This is a genomic window from Mesoplasma tabanidae, from assembly GCF_002804025.1.
GTDB classification, from domain to species: domain Bacteria; phylum Bacillota_I; class Bacilli_A; order Mycoplasmatales; family Mycoplasmataceae; genus Mesoplasma; species Mesoplasma tabanidae.
In genome coordinates this window covers 46,074-65,417 of sequence record NZ_CP024969.1, presented here as the reverse complement: position 1 = coordinate 65,417, position 19,344 = coordinate 46,074, and the positions used below count along the sequence as shown (strand labels likewise).

Here is a 19,344-nt window from a genome sequence, read left to right as displayed (position 1 = left end):
AATACTTTATTAACATTGAAGAGCAAAACATTTTTATCAATTATTTTAATATTAAAAAATAAGAAATATTAAAAAATAGTAAAATCTTTAGATAAAGGGTGATACCCTTTTTTATTTTTTTTATTTTGATAAAATTAAAAAGATTTATTTTTAAGGAGAACAATATGAGTTTAATATTATTAGAAAAAATTTCACATCAAAATGGTGGGAAAAAATTATATGAAGAGTCAGACATGCGAATCAACAAGGGTGAGCACGTTGCTCTTTTAGGTCCAAATGGAGCTGGTAAAACTACATTATTAAATATTATTGCTCAAAAACTTGTTCCTGATCATGGAGTTGTTGAATGACACCCAAAAGCCAAAATTGGATATCTTGATCAACACCAAGAAGTTGATATGAGTATTACTGGTGAAGAGTATTTAAAAGATGCATTTAAGTATCTTTTTGATATGGAAGCACAAATCCATAAAATATATGAAGATATGGCAATTGAATATAAAGAAGAAGAACTTGTGAAGGCTTTGGCATTACAAGATGAATTAAATATAAAAGGCTTTGATAGCATTGACAAACAAATTGGTAACTTAGTTGCTGGTTTAGGAATAGAACCTGATAATGTAAAACGACCTTTAGGTTCACTCTCTGGTGGTCAAAGAGGAAAAATTTTACTTGCAAAATTATTACTAAAAAATGATGACTTTATTTTACTTGATGAACCAACTAACTTTTTGGACGTTGAACAAGTTGAATGATTAGTTACTTTCTTACAAAACTATGAAAATGCTTTTCTAGTTGTTTCTCATGATAGAGACTTTATAAATAGAATTGTTAACGTTATATACGCAATTGAAAATTTAGAAATTGTTAGATATGTTGGAAACTACGATAAATATGTTGAGCTTTCAGCATTACGTGCTGAGCAATATGACAGAACACGTGAGGCACAACAAGGACAAATATCAAAACTTAAAGAATATATTGCTAAAAATGGTGCAAGAGCTTCAACTGCTCGTAGTGCACAATCAAGACAAAAACAATTAGAAAAAATTGATGTAATGGACGCTAGAAAAGTAAATGCCAAGCCAAACATGCATTTTAAATATAGAAGACCTAGTTCAACAGTTATAGTTAAAGCAGAACAACTTGAAATTGGTTATGATTTTGCTTTAACAAAACCATTAACTTTTGAGCTAAGAGAAGGTGAAAAGTGTATTGTTAAAGGTTACAACGGTATTGGTAAAACAACATTCTTAAAAACAATTGCTGGGGAAATTGAAAAAATTGGTGGTGCTGTTGAAGTAGGACAAGGTGTTTTTACTAATTTCTTCCATCAAATTGATGATTTTGAAGATAATGAAACACCAGTTAGTTATTTACTTACAAGATATCCTCAAATGACACCTGGTGAAGTTAGAGCCAAAATTGGTATGTTTGGTATTAAGAGTGAATTAATGATGAATAAAATGAAAGAATTATCTGGTGGAGAGCAAACAAAAGTTAGGCTAGCCGCGCTTAGCTTGGAACCAAGCAGCTTACTAATTCTTGATGAACCCACTAACCATATTGATGTGTTAGCTAAAGAATCTTTATTAGATGCAATCAAAGCGTTTGAAGGAACAGTATTAATAACAACTCATGATATTAATTTTGAAACACAGTGAGCTGATAAAGTTTTAGATTTTGAAGATATATTAGGATAAAAATGGAGATTGTGATCTCTACGAATTAAAATTGGAACTGCAACACTTATGAGAAAATAATCTCATAGGCATTGCAGTTTTTTTGATACAAAAAAGCAACCCCTTGACCGACTAAAGCCCAAAGGAGTTACCATGAATAATTATAAACAAATATCTTTAAAAGAAAGAACATTAATTGAATATCTATTAAATGTTCAAAATAAATCAGTTTCTTTCATAGCTAAAGAACTAAATAGAAATAGATCAACGATTTACAGAGAAATCAAAAGAAATAAAGCAGCTGTAATTTATAAAGCTAAAGATGCGCAATTTACTAGAGACATTAATAACACCTTATCTCATCAAAATGAAATAAATAAATATAAGGAATTCTTAAGATTTCTTTATGCAAATTTTAATCCAAAAAGCTTTAGTATTGATGTTTGCGTTTTTAAGGCCAAAGAACTTGGAATCAAAACCCCAACAACTCAAACTGTTTACAATTGAATTAAAAATAAACAAATAAAAATAAAATCAAAAGACTTGCTTAGACCTAGGTTTTGATGAAAAAAGTCTAGTAAATATAAGAAATATCTATGAGAAATTTCAAAAATGAACTCTATTCCAATTACTTATAGACCTAAAAATATTAATAAAAGAAAAGAAGTAGGTCATTTTGAAATAGATTTAGTTGTGGGTTCAGGTAACACTTCAAAAGCAATAATTACACTTGTCGAAAGAGTTACCCGAAAGGGTTTTGCAATTAAACTAGAAAATAAAACTATGAAACATACAAATGAAAAATTAAAAGAATTAATTGGAAAAGAAAATTTAAATATTAAATCTATCACTAAAGATAACGGTATGGAATTTAATCTTTTACATGAAGTCACACAAGAATTAAGCGTGCCACTTTATACATGTAATACGTATGCTTCTTGTGAAAAAGGCACTAATGAAAACTTTAATGGATTAATCAGAAGATATTTACCTAAGAAAACTAATTTTACAAATTTAACAGATGATAATATAATTGAAATATTAAATGAAATAAATAAAATGCCTCGTAAAATTCTGAACTACAAATCAGCTCAGGAATTTTATGAGACATTCGGTTAGAAGTGTTGCACTTCCAATTTTAATTTATAGAGATTGTGATCTCCATTTTTTATATTAAATTAAAACTTTTTAACTGCTTGTAAAATTTGTTTTTTTACTTTTTCTAAGTTTTCACTTGGTGTTTGTTGTGCGAAAGGTGGTATGTCCATCATTTCATTTATAATTATTTCACTTTCAACTTTTGCTCCCAAAAACTCTCAAATATTTTTTACATATTCTGTGAATGCTGAATTAGGTGTTCCTGAGCCACCTTTTGTTGCTAAAATTTGAACATTTTCAATATTTGAAAGCAATCCTATAGGACTTCCATCTGTTGAACCTTTATAAGTGAAGGTAAGATTTGCGACAGTTATATGATCTATATAATTTTTTAATATAGCTGGTATACCCCAATTAACCATAGAAAAATTTAAAATTATTTTATTTACTGATTTTAATTGTTCTATAAAATCAAATGAATCTTTTTGATTAAAATATTCAGCGATATTATTTCTTGTTAATGTTTTTTGTGACATTAAAGTTTCATTTAAATCTAAGTTGATAATTTGATCATTTGAATTTATTTTTATATATTCTTGAACAAACATATTTGACATTGCTAGTGAATCTGAATTATTTAATTGCGAAACACTGGAGTTAATTACTAATATTTTTTTCATTTTATTTACCCTCTATTTTGTATTTTATCTATACATGTATATAATAATATATAACAATGAAAAATATAAGTACAAACAAAAATGTTATATAGTTACAAAAAGGAAAGTAAATAAATATGGAAAAATTTTGCCCATTAGAATATACATTAAATTTTATTAAATCAAAATGAGTTATTTTAATAATAAGAGAGCTGTCATTTGGAACTTGTCGATTTAATGAGCTAGAAAAAAGAATAACAGGCATAAGCCAAAAAGTCTTAACATCAAATTTAAGGTTTTTGGAAGAAAATAAGTTGGTTCAAAGAAAAGTTTATCCTGTTGTTCCACCAAAAGTTGAATACAGTTTAACGGATTTGGGAAAAAGTTTAAAACCAATATTGGATCAAATGAGTGATTGGGGTGTAAAAAACTATGAAAAATAATGTTATATATTTAGCTGGAGGTTGTTTTTGAGGAGTTCAAGCTTTTTTTGATTTTCAAAAAGGCATTATTAAAACAACAGTTGGTTATGCTCAAGGTGACGTAAATAATCCAAGTTATGAAGAAGTTTGCACCGGCAAAACAAATCATACTGAAACTTTAAAAATTGAATTTGATCAATCAAAAATATCTCTTAAAGAGATTTTAGACTTATACTTTTCAATAATAGATCCATTTTTGTTAAATCAGCAAGGCAATGATAAGGGAACACAATATAGAACTGGTATTTATTCAGTTAATAATTCTGATTATATTTTGGTTAAAAATTATCTTAAAAATTTTCAAGAACAAGCAAGCAAAACTGTTGTTGTTGAAAATGAAATGTTAAAAAACTTTTTTAATGCTGAAGAATATCATCAAAAATATTTAGACAAAAATCCTAATGGTTATTGCCATATTGACTTATCCGTTTATAAAAAATAAAAGCCTACAAAAATTGGCTTTTATTTTTTTGGTATGCAGTCATCACAAATTATACATGCATTTATATTTTCCTTATTGCTACATATGTACATTTGCTTTTTTGTAAATGAATAATCATTTTTACAGCAACTGCATATATTCTTATCAAAATCTTTTATTTCATTTATTAATTCTTGATTTAATTGTTTTTTTAAAAAATCTTTATAAATTTTTGATCTGTTTGGTTTTTGTTTATACTTTTGTTCAAAAATTTTTTCTAATATTAAAGTTTCATCATTTAAATAAATGTTAACTTGCTTCCCACCTAATTTATCAATAATTTCAAATTCTTTATTTTTCATCTTACCCTCTTTTTAAATATTATATATTAAAAAGAATTTTTTATATACATAATTTATATACATAATTTATATACATAATTATAAATAAGTGATATTATAAAATTAAGGATCGATTCCTTGGAGGTTGAAATATGACAGATAATAAATGTACTTGTAAAGCATGCAACTGTGCAGACTGCACTAAAGATGGTTGTACTTGTAAAGACTGTAATTGCACAATGAGCGAGTGCTCTTGCGATTAATAAAAAAACTTAGTCTTTAAACTGGGAAAAATTAAATCTGCAGTTTAAATAATTAATTAACGCTAGCTCAGGCTGGCGTTTTTAAATTTAAAACTTTCTGTATTTTATGATTATTGTATCAACTTATATATCATTGTATGTGTTTATAAATTTCTTTTAATTTCATTTTTTGAGTATTTATTCTATTTAAGTATTCGCCCTTTAAACAACTAAAGAAATATTCAGCTTCTCTGTTATCTAATGAGTTTCCAATTCTACTCATAGATATTTGTGAACTCATTTCTTTTACTTTTTTAGTAACTTCATAAGAAGAATATTGAAAACCATGATCAAAATGCAAAATAAACCCTTTTCTGTTTAACTTATCTAAAGTATTAAGAACTAATTTTACATCATTATTTTCAGAAATTTTTCATGATTCTATTTTTTTAGTTTTGTGACTAATCGCAACTGATAAATAAAATGGTTATGCGTTGATGTTGCTGGTATATAAGAAACATCTGTAGATACGATATTATCTAATTCAGAATTATAATTTCTTTTGACTAAATATCTATATTTAACTTTTGTATTTTTAATTTCTGCTTTGCATTTCTTTTTACATGTAAGCGTTATTAAACCTCATCTAATCATGTAATTTCTCAAAGTTCTATCGTTTATATGTAGCCCATCTTGAGATAAAATGACTGCTATTTTTCTGCTTCCATAAATTACTTTGCTGTTATTAAAAATATCAATTACTTTATTTTTCAAATAGTCAAATTTATAATTTCTTTCTTTTTTACTAATATAAAAAGTTGTTCTATGTATTGTAGAAATTTTTGATCTTAAAGTATTATTTAATGACTTAATTTTCTTTACAGAGTTTTTATTTTTTTTTATTTCTTTGTTCTTTAATTCAAGCTTCAATTATTTCATTTTTTTGTTCTTCATTTAATTCATCAATAATTGAAGGAATATCAGAGTCATCTCTTTTTGGCGGTCTACCACTGCCTGCTTTTCTTTGTAGTGCTTTCATAACTTTATTATCTAATAAAATTCTTTTATTTCTAATTCTTCTAACTAATTCTTTTAGGTCAACCTCTTTTCCGGTTATTTTTAAATACTCTATAGCTGCTTTATTAATACTTAATTCATCATTTATTTTTATAATATTTATTCATTGTTCTTTTGTTAAATGTTTAGACATAAAAAAATCTACCTTTCTTTTTTAGAAATGTAGATTTTATTTTTACCAGTTTACTTAACTAAGTTTTTTTATTTCTTTGGGAAAAATAACCTAAAAGCATTATCTCTTGTTATTTCTGCCACATCAGATCTACTCATTTTTTTAATATTTGCTATTGCTTCAACAACTAAAGGCAAATATTTTGGTGCGTTAGTTTTTTTATTATATGGTTTGGGTGTGTCATAAGGTGCATCTGATTCAACAACTATACTATTCATTGGTAAATCTTTCACAACCTTCTTTAAATTTTTATCTCTAGTAACTTGACCATTAATTGATATTAAAATACCTTTATCAATAAACATTTCAGCAACTTCCAAACTTTCATTAAAAGCATGTAGAACTGCTTTGTGATATTTTTCTTTTTTTAATACAGCTAAAACATCTTGGTAAGCTTCATTTGAGCCCTCTATATCCCTTACATGTAGCATTAGTGGTAAGTCCATTTTTTTGGCAAGTTTAACTTGTTTTACAAATCCATTTATTTGTTGGTTCTTATATTCACTACCTCTTGAATAATCTAAACCAGTTTCTCCGATTCCAACAACTTTGTCTGCATTAGCTAAAATCTCTAAAGTATTATATGCTTCATCTGTAAAAAAATGTGCATGTGTTGGATGTATACCTACCAAAGCTCAAACATGCTTATTTTTTTGTGCTTGAACTAAAGCAACTTTTGATGATTTTATATCATACCCAACATTATTGATAATGTCTACTCCGCTTTTTTTTGCTTCGGATGCCATTTCACTGCTTGAAATTTCGTTTTCAATATAAATATTGTCATTTAAGTGACAATGTGTATCATATACTCCTGCCATTATGTAATCCTCTTTTTTCTCTTACTCTTTAATTATAAGACTTTTTAAATATTAAAAATATATTTGGCATTGCGAGTTGTAATTTTTATAACTTCATTACTTGTTGTTTTTTTCAATTCAGCTATCTTGTTTACAGTCAAATTAATATATTTTGCTTCGTTTAATTTTCCTCTATATGGGTGTGGTGTTAAATATGGTGCATCTGTTTCTACTAAAATTCTTTCCATTGGTATTGTTTGAACAGCTTCCTGAAGTACTTTTGCATTTTTAAAAGTTACAGCGCCACCAATATTTATATAACAACCTAAATCTATAAATTTTTGTGCATAATCAGCATTCGCTGAAAAGCAATGTATTATAACTTTTTTTAATTTTACTTCTTTTAATATTTCAATAACATCATCATATGCTTCAAAAACTTCAACATGGTCTCTAATATGAATTTGTAAAACTTTATTATGTTTTTTTGCTAATTCTATATGTTTTCTAAAAAACAGTCTTTGCAAGTCTGCATCTTCTTTGGTATAAAAATAATCAAGACCTGTTTCACCAATTGCTATGACTTCTTCATTGCTGGCCAGCTTATCTAATGTTTCTAAAACTGATATATTTGTCTTAGAAACATCGTTTGGGTGAATAGCTATTCCTGCAAATACAATTCCTTTATATTTCTTTGATAACTCTACAGCCTTTATACTCGAGTCGATATTAAAGCTCGCACACAAAAAACCTTCAATGTTGTTTTCAATTGCTTCTTTTATCATAGGATCTATCATTTCTTCTGTATATTTATAATCATCATTAAAATGAATATGTGCATCAAAAATTTTATTGTCTTTTAACATTTTTATGTTACCTCTCAGTGGTTTTGATAATATTGATTATAAACTTTTAGTGATATAATTAAAATAACAAAAAGGAGATTATTTTTATGAGTAAATTATTAGTTATAAATGGTTCTGTTATACCGAGTGATAAATCAAATTCACATGAGATGGCAAGAATATTTTTAGAAGAATATAAAAAAGTTAATCCGAGTGATGAAATTATTGAATTAGATTTAAATAAAATTGTTGTTGGAACAAATGTTTTAACAACTGAAACATTTTCATCATATTGAAGTGAAGAAGAAGGAATGAAATATATTAATCAATTAAAAAACATTGATAAACTATTAGTTATTGCGCCAATGTATAACTTTCATGTTTCTGGAATGTTAAAAAATTATATTGACCACGTAGCATTAGCAAATCAAACTTTTTCTTATAAATATGCAACAAAAGGCGCAAGCATTGGTTTGTTAGATAAATTAAAAGTTCAAATTCTTGCAACTCAAGGCGCACCTAAGGGTTGATACCCATGGGGTGATCACGTAGCTTACTTAAAAGGTACATGAGAATTCATGGGAGCAACAGTTGCTGAACCTATTTTATTAGCTGGAGTTAAGGTTGAACCACTAAGTACTCAATCTCCAAAAGAAATTGTTTCTACAATAACAAAAGATTTAATTGATGCTGCAAAAAAATTTTAAATTAAAACGGTTTAAGCCGTTTTTTTATTAATTTGTCGCTTTTTTGTCTGCTGCAAGAAGTGCTTCTTGAACAATTTGTTCAAAGTTTTTGTTATCTAATATTTTTTGTCCTTCAATAGTTGAACCATTTGGAACACAAATTTGATCAACTACAGTTCTTAATGGGACTTCAGATTTAGAAGCATTCATAGCACTTCCAATTATCACTTGTTCTATTATTCTAAATGCTTGTTCCTTTTCAAAACCACTTTTAATTGCATAATCAGTCATTGCTTTAAAAAAAGAAATAACATATGATGGAGAACATCCTGAAATTGCTGTTAAAGTTCCAAACTTATCTTCACTTACATTTTCAACTAAGCCACAAAGTTGAAACATTTCAGTAACAAATTTCATAACTTCAATAGATGCATTTTTAGATGCTAGTGCTGTTACAGATTTTTGTATCGATGCATTCATATTAGGCATCATTCTAATCACTGCCACATCTTTATTATTTATAAAGCAGTTTTGTATATTATCTATTGTTACGGCATTTGCCATACATATAATGGTTTTTTTATTAATATCTAACTCATCTATTTCTTTACATAAAGGTTCAACATCAATTGGTCTAGTTCCAATAACAATAAAGTCAATATTTTTGTCTTGAATTTCACTAAGTTTTTTTAAGGATTTTAAACCTTCCATATTTTTAATTGCTTTTTGTTGTGTTTCTTTTATTGCATCATATCCAAATATTTCTACATTGTTATTTGAATTTTTCAAAATGCCTTTAATTAATGCTGATCCCATATGACCTAAACCAATAAATAATACTTTTTTCACTTTATACCTCTTAATTATTATTAATTATAATGAAAAGGTTAAAAAAAATAACCTTATCGGTTACTTTTTAATTTATTTTGTTAAGTTGATTGTATCTTTGCAAATCATTAATTCTTCATTAGTTCTAACAGCTAAAACTTTTATTTTTGAATCTGGTAAAGATATATACTTATAATCTTTATAGCTTTCTTCATTTTTTTCAGCATCAATTTCAATATTTAATAAAGGCAATTTTTCTAAAATAAACTGTCTTGTATGAATTGAATTTTCACCAACACCAGCTGTAAAAATAATGCCATCAATACTGTCTCCTAATAAGTTTGCAAATCTAATAATATAATCTGCTGCAACTTGAGTGTATTTATTAAGTGCTCTTGTGTAATCTTCATCACCCTTAAAGTACCCTCCAGTTACATCACGCATATCGCTTGATTTTCCGCTTAAACCTAATAGGCCAGATTCTTTATTTAATATATTTGTTATTTTTGAAACATCCATTTGTAATTCTTTACACATGTATTCAATAATTGATGGATCAATATCACCACTTCTTGTACCCATCATTACACCAGCGAGAGGAGTTAATCCCATTGTTGTATCGAATGATTTACCATTTTTAATACATGTTATACTTGCACCGTTTCCCAAGTGGCAAACGATAAGATTTAGTTGATCTTTAGGTTTATTTAAAACTTCTGCCATTTTTTCAGTTATATATTGATAGCTAATTCCGTGAAATCCATATTTTCTTACACCATGTTCTTTATACCAAGAATATGGAACCGCATATAAATATTGTTCTTCAGCTAAAGTTTGATGATAGGCTGTATCAAAACAAGCAACTAACTTAGCTTTAGGCATAACTTTTTTAATAGCTTCAATTGCTGTAATAGCTCCTGGATTATGTAAAGGTGCTAATTTAACAGCAGCTTTAATAGTATCAAAAACTTTTTTATCAATAACTGAAGATTTACTAATTGTTCCACCGTGAACAACTCTAAATCCCACAGCATTTATGCCATCAACATTGCTAATAATTTTCAATTCAATTAACTTATCTAAAATAAATTTAATTGCCACTTCGTGATTAGGTAATTTAACATCATACTCATATTTTTTACCTTCATGTTTGAATGAAACAACACCATCAACAGTTATTCTTTCTGCTAAGCCATCAAGAATATCAATTGGATTGTTTTTATCTGCATCATTAAATAATCTAAACTTAATTGAACTACTTCCTGCGTTAACTACTAAAATCATATTACGCCTCCAATGCTTGATAAATTGTAATAATAGCTGTATTCATAATATCTGTTAATGTAGCCCCACGACTTAAATCATTAACAGGTTTGTTAAACCCAAGAATAAATGGGCCAATTGCTTCATATCCACCCATTCTTTGAGCAATTTTGTAACCTATATTTCCTGCGTTAATGTCAGGGAATACAAACACGTCAGGTGTTTGTTTAGATAACTTACAATCTTTAAATTTCTTATCTCTAATTTCTTTATCTCATGCTGCATCAAATTGAATTTCTCCAGCATAATTAAAATCAACAGTTTGAGAATCTAATAGTTCAACTGCTTCTTTCACACGAACTACGTCTTCTCCAGCTCCAGAACCTGCTGTTGAATAACTTAATAAAGCAACTTCAGGGTCTTTTACATCAAATGATTGAGCAAACTTAGCTGTCATTTTTGCTATATCTGCTAATTGTTGACTTGTTGGTTTTAAGTTTAATGCACAGTCAGTGAAGAAATAATTTTCTTCGCCTTTGTTCATAATAAACACACTAGCTGCTAATGCAACATTTGGTGATGTTTTTATTATTTGTAATGCTGGTCTAATAGTATCAGCAGTTGTATATGTTATTCCACATAACATACAATCAGCTTTTTCCATTTTAACTAACATAGCACCAATATAGTTTGCTTGCCCCATTAATTTTGTAGCTTGCTCTAAATTAGTTTTATCTTTTCTCAAATCCATAAATTTTTGGATTAAAGGTTCTTTATCCATTTTATCAATTGCAATAACTTCAATTTTTGAATCTAAAGTTGTTGGAATTGATTCGGCTTTTTGAAATAACATAATAACTTTAGAAATGTTTTCTCTAACAAGTGTATTAGCTACTTCTTGAATTTTAGGTTCTTCACCTTCAGGTAATACAATAGTTTTTTTATGATCTGAATCTACTAGAATTTTTTTAATTTGTTCTACTGAATACATATTATAGATTTAATGATTTTCCTGACTCTAATGCTTCAGCTGCTTCACCAATTGCTTCACTCATAGTTGGGTGAGGGTGGATCGCTCTTGCTAATTCTGTAATAGTTCCTTCACATTCAATTAATGTTGTGAATTCTGAGATCATGTCTGTTGCTCTATTTCCAATAATATGTGCACCTAATAAAGTTTTATACTTTGGTTCACAAATAATTTTTACAAATCCTGTTGTATCATCATCAGCTAATGCTTTACCAATTGCAGCAAATGGGAATTTAAAAGTTTTGTATTCAACACCTTCTGCTTTTAATTGTTGTTCTGTTTTTCCAATCATTGCAATTTCTGGGTGTGAATAAATACAACTTGGAATTTTTGAATAATCCATTTTAATATCTTCAGCACCTGGTTTATTTGCTTTTAATGCAATTCTATTTGCTGTAACAATACCTGCATGAGAAGCAACGTGTGCTAACATGATTTTACTTGTTACATCACCAATAGCATAAACACCATCTAAGTTTGTTTCACCATAATCATTTGCAAGAATTGATTTACGTTCTGAAAGTTCTAGACCTATTCCGTCAAATCCTTTTGTAACTGTTTTTCTACCAATTGATTCTAAGCAGTAATCTGATTTAACAGTTTGTTCTTTACCATCAATTTCAAATACAACTGATTTACCTTTAACTTCTTTAACTTTTGCGTTAGTAAATATTTCAATTTTGTATTTTTCTTTTAATGTTTTTGTCATTAGTGCTGTAACATCTTGATCTAACATTGGAAGAATTTTTGGTGCTCCTTCAATAACTGTAACTTTTGTTCCTAAAGCTGCGAATAAACAACCAAATTCAATTCCAATAACCCCTCCACCAATAACAGTTAATGTTTTTGGTATTTTTGGTAATGAAAGAATTTTTGTTGAATCAATTAAGAAACCGCTGTCTCTTCCTTCTGCAAATCCTGGTAATGGTAATTCGTTTGGAACTGATCCACTAGCAATAATTAGATTATCACAGTGATATTTTTTACCATTTACAGAAATTGTATTTTTATCTAATGCTGATGCTTCACCAATAATTTGTTTTACACCATTTTTAGTTAGTAATACTTTAACTCCACCAGTTAATTTGTTAACAACACCATCTTTACGTTCAAGTGCTTTATCTCAATTAATGCTTGGAGTATCTTTTGTTTTCATATCAATTCCTAAGTTTGCTGCTTTATGAACTATATCTTCAAAAACCTTAGCTGTTCTTAGTAATGATTTTGTTGGTATACATCCAACATTTAAACAAACACCACCATAGTATTGTTTTTCAATAATTAAAGTTTTTAATCCTAATTGAGCTGTTTTAATAGCTGAAACATAACCACCAATACCAGCTCCTATAACAATAACATCAAAGCTTTCTTCAATGTCTGTATGTTTTGTTGCAACTGGTGCAGGTGAAGCTTGCGCAGCAACTGATTGAGTTGGTGCTGGTCCTCTACTTGGAATTAAATCATTTGATACAGGTGTTGAACCTACAACACTTGCGTTTTCGTCTTCAGCAGCTGGTGCTGCTTCAAATGTAACACTTCCATCATCAATTTCAATAACTACATCTCCAACCTTAATTTCTTGTCCTTCAGAAATTAAGACTTTAGCAACCTTTCCACCAACAGGTGCTGGAATTTCAGAGTTAACTTTATCTGTTTCAACAAAAAATAAAGCATCTCCTTCTTTTATTTCTTGCCCTAATTTAACAAGAACCTCTGCTACTTTTCCTTCAGTAAGTCCTTCTCCAATATCAGCAAATTTTACTTTAAACATTTTGCTTCTCCTCTTTTACATTAACAGTAATGCTGGATTACTTAAATAATTTTCTATTTTCATTAAGAATCTTCCGGCATCCCCACCATCAATTATTCTATGATCACATGTCATTGAGAATGGCATGATTCAACCCGCTTTAATTTCATCTTTTACAAAAATAGGTGTTTTTGTCATTGTTCCTACTCCTAAAATAGCTGATTCAGGCGAATTAATAATTGGTGTAGCGTAATCTAGACCAACTGATCCAAAGTTTGAAACTGTGAAAGTTGCATCTTTCATTTCATTCATTGCTAATTTACCATCTCTAGCTTTTTTAGCTAACTCACCAATTTTGCTTGCAATTTCAAATATTGATAAATGATTAGCTCCTTTAATAACAGGAACCATTAATCCTTTTTCAGTATCAACAGCAATACCTATATTGATATTGTGTACTTGTAAGATTGCATTATTTTCAGCATCTATACGAACATTAATATTTGGCATTTCTTCTAATACTTTAGCAGCTGCCTTTACGATGAATGCTAAGTAAGTTAGTTTAATTCCTTTTGATTCACATCCATCTTTCAACATTGCACGCATGTCATATGTTGGAGTAATATTAATATTTTTCATTCCTGTAAATGCTGCGTTTTCTGAATGAGATTTAACCATTGCTTTAACAGTTGCTTTTCTGATTCCATTCATTGGAATTGAATCTCATGATAATGGTGCATCTATATCAACAATAGATTTCATAGCTGCTTTAGGAACTGAACTTGTGCTTGAAGCAGCAACAGATGCTGAACCTAAGTCTGATACTAAAATTCTTCCATGTGGGCCTGTTCCTTTAATTGTTGATAAATCAATTTTTTTATCTGCTGCAATTTTTCTTGCTAGTGGTGTTGCTTTAACTCCACTATTTGAAATCACAACTGCATCATTTGTTGTTGCTCTTGATGCAATAACGTCATTTGAAACTGGTGTTGAACCTACAACTGAAGCATTTTCTTCAATTGGTTCACTTTTAGTTTTAACTTCAGCAACAGGTGTTACTTCAGCTAATCCAGATCCATCATCGATTTCAATAACTACGTCTCCGACTTTTATTTCTTGTCCTTCAGAAATTAAAATGTTTGCAATCTTTCCACCAACAGGTGCTGGAATTTCAGAGTTAACTTTATCTGTTTCAACAAAGAATAAAGCATCTCCTTCTTTTATTTCTTGTCCCATTTTAACAAGAACCTCTGCTACTTTTCCTTCAGTAAGTCCTTCTCCAATATCAGCAAATTTTACTTTAAACATATTATTCTAATTCCTCTCTACTAAAATTTGTAGTCAAGCACTTTTTTAATTGCTTCTACAACTTTCTGTGGGTTCACTTGGTGGAATCCTTCCCCTCTGTCATAAGGAATAACAACATCATATCCAGTACATCTTGCTAAAGGTGCTTTTAATGAATCAAAACAATTTTCATTAACTGTTGTAATAATTTCTGCAGGTACACCAAATGATCTAACTGCTTCACTAACTACTAATAATCTCCCTGTTTTTTTAACTGATTCAATAACCATTTTTTTATCTCATGGTTGAATTGAACGTAAATCAATTAATTCAATTGATGCAGATGGATGAGATGATTTAATCATTTCAACAGCTTTCATACAGTCAACTGTTTGTGCTCCATAAGTGACAATTGTTAAATCACTTCCTTCTTGGATTTTGTAAGCTTCACCAATTGGAACTGTATAGTATCCTTCTGGTACTTCTTGTTTGAATGCACGATATAACTTAGTTGGTTCTAAAACAATAACTGGATCTGGTGATTCAATTGCTGCTAGTAATAAACCTTTTGTGTCATAAGGTGTTGAAGGCATAACTGTTTTAATACCCGGGATATGTGCAAAGATAGCTTCTAAAGCTTCTGAGTGATGTTCTAGGGCTCTAATTCCTCCACCCATTGGCATTCTAATAACCATAGGTGCTGTTCATTTACCACGACTTCTATTTCTCATACGTGAAATATTAGCAATAACGTTTTGTAACGCTGGTAATCCTAGTCCTTGGAATTGCAATTCAACAACAGGTTTCATACCATTCATTGCCATCCCTAATCCAACACCAGCAAACATTGCTTCTGAAATTGGAGCATTGAAACTTCTTTCAATTCCGTATTTTTGTTGCAGTCCTTGAGTAGCTCTGAAAACTCCACCTTCTAAACCAACGTCTTCACCGAAAACAACAACGTTTTTATCACGGTCCATTGCAATGTCAAGTGCTTCTGTAACTGCTTTAATATTATTAATAACTGCCATTAGTGGTGTCCTCCGTCTTTAGTTTCTGGGTATTTAGCAAAGAATTCTTTTGCTTCTGCTAATTGATCTTTTAAATCATTTGTTAATTCAGCATATTGGTAATTGAATATATCTTCGACTGGGTAGTTTTTGTTTTGTTCTACTCAAGCAAATTCTGCCGCAATATGTTTATCTTGTTCATCATTTAAGGTTGTTTGTTTTTCTTCACTTCAAATTCCTTTTTGAATCATATAAGCTTTTAATCTTATTAATGGTTCATAAGGAACTCTATCCTCAAATTCACCTTTTGGACGGTAAACATCTGGTGCATCTGATGAAGAGTGGGCTCCAAGTCTATATGTATCAAATTCAATTAATACTGGACCATTTCCACTTCTTGCAAATTCAACTGCTTCTTTTGCTACAGCATAACTTGCTAAGAAATCATTCCCATCAACTTTAATTGATGGAGTCCCTGTTGCAATTGCTTTAACTGCAATATTTAGTGATTTTGTTTGTTGAACAGTTGGAGTTGAAATAGCTCACTTATTATTTTCACAAACGAATACAACTGGTAATTCATGTAACTTAGCAAAGTTCATCGCTTCATAAGTTTCACCTTCACTCATTCCACCATCTCCAGTTGTAGTAACTGCAACACCTTTTTTACCTTGGTATTTTTCTGCAAAAGCAATACCTGTTGCTTGAGAGTATTGTGAACCAATAATGATGTTTGGTGGTAATGAATTAACACCTTCTGGTGCTTTTGCTCCAGCTTCATTTCCAGCTCAATATAACATAATGTTTCTAACTGTTTGGCCCATTGTTAATCAAGCTGCATTATTTCTATATCCTGAAACAAAGAAATCGTTTTTTGGATCAATAACCATTGTATAAGCAACTTCACAAGCTTCTTGTCCTGTTGAACTTAAGAAAGATAACAATCTTCCTTGTCTTTGCATTTTATTTTGGTAATCATCTTGTCTTCTTGAAAGATTCATAATTGAGTATGCTTTAATTAATTCTTCATCAGAAATTGATGGAACTAATTTTGGATTAATGATTTTACCATCTTTGTCCATTACACGAACTATTTCATCTTTTTGAGGATCAAATTTTCCTATATATTTCATATTTATACCTTTCTTAATTGAATATTAAATTCAAAATGTCTTCTGCTTCAAAGTTATCACCAAATATTTCTTTTAAAGCAAATTTATTTAATACATCTTTAACTGAATGATAATCATAATCTACATTTAATAATGCAAATTCTAATGCTTCAGTTCCAATGTAACCTAAAAAGTCACCATAAATTTTAATATTTTTGATTTTTCCTTTATCAACGTTAATTTTAATTTCTGTTAAACCTTTTGATTCTAAATATTTTTTGTTACTAATTTCAAAATCCTCATTCTTCGCAAATGTTCAATCACGAGATTGATATTTTTCTTCAAAGCATTTATGAATAATTGCTTGATCAACATCATTGAATTCAATTCATTTAGTTTCTTCATTTTTAGTGTAGCTATTAATAACATTATTAATAAAATCAATTAGTTCAATAGTTTTATTGATACCTTCTAAAAGTGCTTTTATATTAGCAACTCTTGCTGGTTTTGATTTAACTTTTTGATGTTTAATTTTTTCAGGATCAACATTCAAGTATTTTAAAATTCTTGGTAATTCAACATTAAACAATAGTGTACCATGTTGAAGAATTTTATTTGATGTTTTTAATTGTGCATTTCCTGATATTTTATATCCATCAATTTCAATATCATTTCTTCCTGAGAAATTAGCATTTAAACCTTCACTTCTTAAATATTGAATAATTGGTTGTAGTGCAATTTCAAAGTTAGATTGAGAGTCTTTATCATTATTGACAATTAGTGAATAACATACATTTCCCATATCTTGGAAAACTGTTCCCCCACCTGTATTTCTTCTTATAATTTTTACTTCATCTTTTATTGCTTCAGCAATGTTAATTTCAGCATAAGTATTTTGATTTCTACCAACAACAATTGTATTACTATTTTGTCAAATGAACAAAATAGGATCTTTTGCTTGATAGTGATATGTTAAATACTCTTCAACAGCTAGGTTATAAGCTGGATCATGTGATTTTGAAATAAGTAGATTAATCATTTATTTTTTAAAGTAGTTTAATCCTAAAACTTCTAAACCTGCTAATGTAACAAAGTTATATGGTTTGTTGAAGTGAGGTAAGAAGAATATATCAACTAATGGTAACTCATCAATAGTTAATTCTTTTTGAATTCCTAATGAAAGCATGTACATAATTTCTGTATGATTATTTTCACTAGCTACTTGAGCTCCAATAATTTTTCTTGTTTTTTTGTCTCATACTAATTTAATTCAAGCTTCTTTATAAGTTGACATAAATTCTGGACGATCTGAATCAGATAATAAAATTGCTTCATAATCTAATCCCATTTTTTTAGCACTTGTTTCACTTACACCAGCTGAAGCCATTTTGAAACCAAATACTTCAATACCATTTGCTCCTGTGAAACCTGGTGATGCTAATTTATTTCCATTAACAATATTTGCTGCTGCAAGAATACCAGTTCTAACTGCAGTTGTTGCTAATTGAATTGGCATTTCCATGTTTAATGCTTTGTTGAAAACTGTTGAACAGTCACCAATTGCATAAATATCTGGGTTTGATGATTGACAGTATTCATTTGTTAAAATTGCTTTTCTGTCATTTAAATCAACAACACCTTCTAATTGTTTAGTTTGAGCAACTACTCCAACTGAGAATATTACATAATCAGCTGCAATTTCTTCTTTATCAGTAACAACATGTGTAACTTTTCCATTAACACCTTTGAATTCTTTAACTCCTTGGCTTAAAGCTAATTTAACTCCAGCTTTTTCCATTCTTTCTTCAACGTGTTTTGTAAATTCAGCATCATAGTAAACTGGCATAATTCTGTCAGCAAAGTCAACTAATGTAACTTCTTTTCCGTGAGCCACGAAAGCATCAACTAATTCTACTCCGATATATCCAGCTCCTACAACAGTAACTTTTTTGATTGAATCATCTAAATTAGCTTGTTGAATTTTTTTAGCATGGTCGTAGTTCTTACAAATTTGTACACCTTTTAAATCTAATCCTGGGATTGATGGTAATAAAGGTCATGTACCTGTTGCAACAATAACTTTATCGTAGTTATCTTCAAATGTTTCACCTGTTTCTAAATTTTTAATTAGAACAGTTTTTTTATCAGCATCAATTGAAACTCATTCATGTTTCATTTTCACATTGATTCCTTCTGCTTCTAAAATTTCTGGTGTTGCATAAAATAATCCGTTAGGATCTTTAACTTCACCTTTAACCCATAGTGCAATACCACATCCTAAAAATGAAATAACATCATTTCTATCATAAGTAGTAACTTCAATTTCTGGGTTAAGTCTTTTTAATGTTCTAACAGCAGTTGTACCTGCATGGTTAGTACCTAAAACAATAACTTTCATATTTATAACTCCTTTTATTTGTCTTTTAAAATTGGAATAAATATCCAATATTTAATGTAAATATTTACAATTATGGAAAATTTTTCAAAAATAACATAAAAAAATAAAAAATATTCCTATATTTATTATACTCTAATGATTAAAATAAAAAATAGTTCATT

At 28.9% G+C, this 19,344-nt stretch carries 21 protein-coding genes; 5 read left to right on the top strand and 16 right to left on the bottom strand.

The genetic code is table 4. The annotated features are described in order from the left end of the window. Positions 1–164 precede the first annotated feature (164 nt). Positions 165–1,703, top strand: a complete 1,539-nt coding sequence (locus MTABA_RS00275; protein ID WP_100679229.1) for an ABC-F family ATP-binding cassette domain-containing protein — start codon at positions 165–167, stop codon at positions 1,701–1,703. Positions 1,704–1,835: 132 nt separating this feature from the next. After that, positions 1,836–2,801 (top strand): IS30 family transposase, encoded by a 966-nt coding sequence (locus MTABA_RS00270; RefSeq protein WP_100679207.1) that lies wholly within the window; start codon positions 1,836–1,838, stop codon positions 2,799–2,801. A 59-nt stretch (positions 2,802–2,860) separates the two neighbouring features. Here the strand turns inward: MTABA_RS00270 and MTABA_RS00265 are convergent, their stop codons facing one another. Next, complete coding sequence (locus MTABA_RS00265; protein WP_100679228.1) at positions 2,861–3,460, bottom strand: FMN-dependent NADH-azoreductase; 600 nt, start codon at positions 3,458–3,460, stop codon at positions 2,861–2,863. Positions 3,461–3,576: 116 nt separating this feature from the next. Here MTABA_RS00265 and MTABA_RS00260 point away from each other — a divergent pair, with 116 nt between their 5' ends. Further along, on the top strand, positions 3,577–3,882 hold the full coding sequence (locus MTABA_RS00260) for a winged helix-turn-helix transcriptional regulator (protein ID WP_100679227.1): 306 nt from the start codon (positions 3,577–3,579) through the stop codon (positions 3,880–3,882). After that, on the top strand, positions 3,872–4,363 hold the full coding sequence (gene msrA, locus MTABA_RS00255) for a peptide-methionine (S)-S-oxide reductase MsrA (RefSeq protein WP_100679226.1): 492 nt from the start codon (positions 3,872–3,874) through the stop codon (positions 4,361–4,363). The genes MTABA_RS00260 and msrA overlap by 11 nt, the downstream gene beginning before the upstream one ends. Before the next feature lie 20 nt (positions 4,364–4,383). Here the strand turns inward: msrA and MTABA_RS00250 are convergent, their stop codons facing one another. The 6 genes from MTABA_RS00250 to MTABA_RS00225 all read right to left on the bottom strand — a co-directional run bounded on the left by MTABA_RS00250 (position 4,384) and on the right by MTABA_RS00225 (position 7,840). After that, the gene (locus MTABA_RS00250; RefSeq protein WP_100679225.1) at positions 4,384–4,704 is read right to left on the bottom strand and encodes a hypothetical protein; all 321 of its coding nucleotides are present in this window, start codon (positions 4,702–4,704) and stop codon (positions 4,384–4,386) included. A 294-nt stretch (positions 4,705–4,998) separates the two neighbouring features. After that, positions 4,999–5,286 carry an integrase core domain-containing protein gene (locus MTABA_RS00245; RefSeq protein ID WP_100679224.1) on the bottom strand — a complete coding sequence of 96 codons (288 nt, stop codon included), beginning with the start codon at positions 5,284–5,286 and terminating at the stop codon, positions 4,999–5,001. A gap of 80 nt (positions 5,287–5,366) precedes the next feature. Then, positions 5,367–5,855 carry a hypothetical protein gene (locus MTABA_RS00240; RefSeq protein ID WP_100679223.1) on the bottom strand — a complete coding sequence of 163 codons (489 nt, stop codon included), beginning with the start codon at positions 5,853–5,855 and terminating at the stop codon, positions 5,367–5,369. Continuing rightward, positions 5,815–6,135 carry a hypothetical protein gene (locus MTABA_RS00235; protein ID WP_100679222.1) on the bottom strand — a complete coding sequence of 107 codons (321 nt, stop codon included), beginning with the start codon at positions 6,133–6,135 and terminating at the stop codon, positions 5,815–5,817. The genes MTABA_RS00240 and MTABA_RS00235 overlap by 41 nt, the downstream gene beginning before the upstream one ends. A 68-nt stretch (positions 6,136–6,203) precedes the next feature. Then, positions 6,204–6,995, bottom strand: coding sequence for a TatD family hydrolase (locus tag MTABA_RS00230; RefSeq protein WP_100679221.1), 792 nt, complete (start codon positions 6,993–6,995; stop codon positions 6,204–6,206). A gap of 44 nt (positions 6,996–7,039) precedes the next feature. Then, positions 7,040–7,840 carry a TatD family hydrolase gene (locus tag MTABA_RS00225; protein ID WP_100679220.1) on the bottom strand — a complete coding sequence of 267 codons (801 nt, stop codon included), beginning with the start codon at positions 7,838–7,840 and terminating at the stop codon, positions 7,040–7,042. A gap of 86 nt (positions 7,841–7,926) precedes the next feature. On the opposite strand from MTABA_RS00225, the gene MTABA_RS00220 reads away from it, so the two are divergent. Continuing rightward, positions 7,927–8,526 carry an FMN-dependent NADH-azoreductase gene (locus tag MTABA_RS00220; RefSeq protein ID WP_100679219.1) on the top strand — a complete coding sequence of 200 codons (600 nt, stop codon included), beginning with the start codon at positions 7,927–7,929 and terminating at the stop codon, positions 8,524–8,526. Between the two features lie 27 nt (positions 8,527–8,553). Here the strand turns inward: MTABA_RS00220 and MTABA_RS00215 are convergent, their stop codons facing one another. The 9 genes from MTABA_RS00215 to MTABA_RS00175 all read right to left on the bottom strand — a co-directional run bounded on the left by MTABA_RS00215 (position 8,554) and on the right by MTABA_RS00175 (position 19,183). Further along, positions 8,554–9,354 carry a pyrroline-5-carboxylate reductase family protein gene (locus tag MTABA_RS00215; RefSeq protein WP_100679218.1) on the bottom strand — a complete coding sequence of 267 codons (801 nt, stop codon included), beginning with the start codon at positions 9,352–9,354 and terminating at the stop codon, positions 8,554–8,556. A 72-nt stretch (positions 9,355–9,426) separates the two neighbouring features. Further along, a complete protein-coding gene (locus tag MTABA_RS00210) occupies positions 9,427–10,617 on the bottom strand; it encodes an acetate kinase (RefSeq protein WP_100679217.1) in 1,191 nt (396 codons plus the stop codon). A gap of 1 nt (position 10,618) precedes the next feature. Beyond that, positions 10,619–11,587: a phosphate acetyltransferase gene (gene pta, locus MTABA_RS00205; protein WP_100679216.1), complete on the bottom strand. Its 969-nt coding sequence runs from the start codon at positions 11,585–11,587 to the stop codon at positions 10,619–10,621. Between the two features lies 1 nt (position 11,588). Beyond that, positions 11,589–13,397: a dihydrolipoyl dehydrogenase gene (lpdA, locus tag MTABA_RS00200; protein WP_100679215.1), complete on the bottom strand. Its 1,809-nt coding sequence runs from the start codon at positions 13,395–13,397 to the stop codon at positions 11,589–11,591. Positions 13,398–13,412: 15 nt separating this feature from the next. Continuing rightward, positions 13,413–14,684: a dihydrolipoamide acetyltransferase family protein gene (locus MTABA_RS00195; protein WP_100679214.1), complete on the bottom strand. Its 1,272-nt coding sequence runs from the start codon at positions 14,682–14,684 to the stop codon at positions 13,413–13,415. Positions 14,685–14,704: 20 nt separating this feature from the next. Continuing rightward, positions 14,705–15,694: an alpha-ketoacid dehydrogenase subunit beta gene (locus MTABA_RS00190; protein WP_100679213.1), complete on the bottom strand. Its 990-nt coding sequence runs from the start codon at positions 15,692–15,694 to the stop codon at positions 14,705–14,707. Next, a complete protein-coding gene (pdhA, locus tag MTABA_RS00185) occupies positions 15,694–16,806 on the bottom strand; it encodes a pyruvate dehydrogenase (acetyl-transferring) E1 component subunit alpha (RefSeq protein ID WP_100679212.1) in 1,113 nt (370 codons plus the stop codon). The genes MTABA_RS00190 and pdhA overlap by 1 nt, the downstream gene beginning before the upstream one ends. 13 nt (positions 16,807–16,819) lie before the next feature. Beyond that, a complete protein-coding gene (lplA, locus tag MTABA_RS00180) occupies positions 16,820–17,824 on the bottom strand; it encodes a lipoate--protein ligase (RefSeq protein WP_100679211.1) in 1,005 nt (334 codons plus the stop codon). Then, positions 17,825–19,183, bottom strand: a complete 1,359-nt coding sequence (locus MTABA_RS00175; protein WP_100679210.1) for an FAD-dependent oxidoreductase — start codon at positions 19,181–19,183, stop codon at positions 17,825–17,827. Positions 19,184–19,344: the final 161 nt, after the last annotated feature.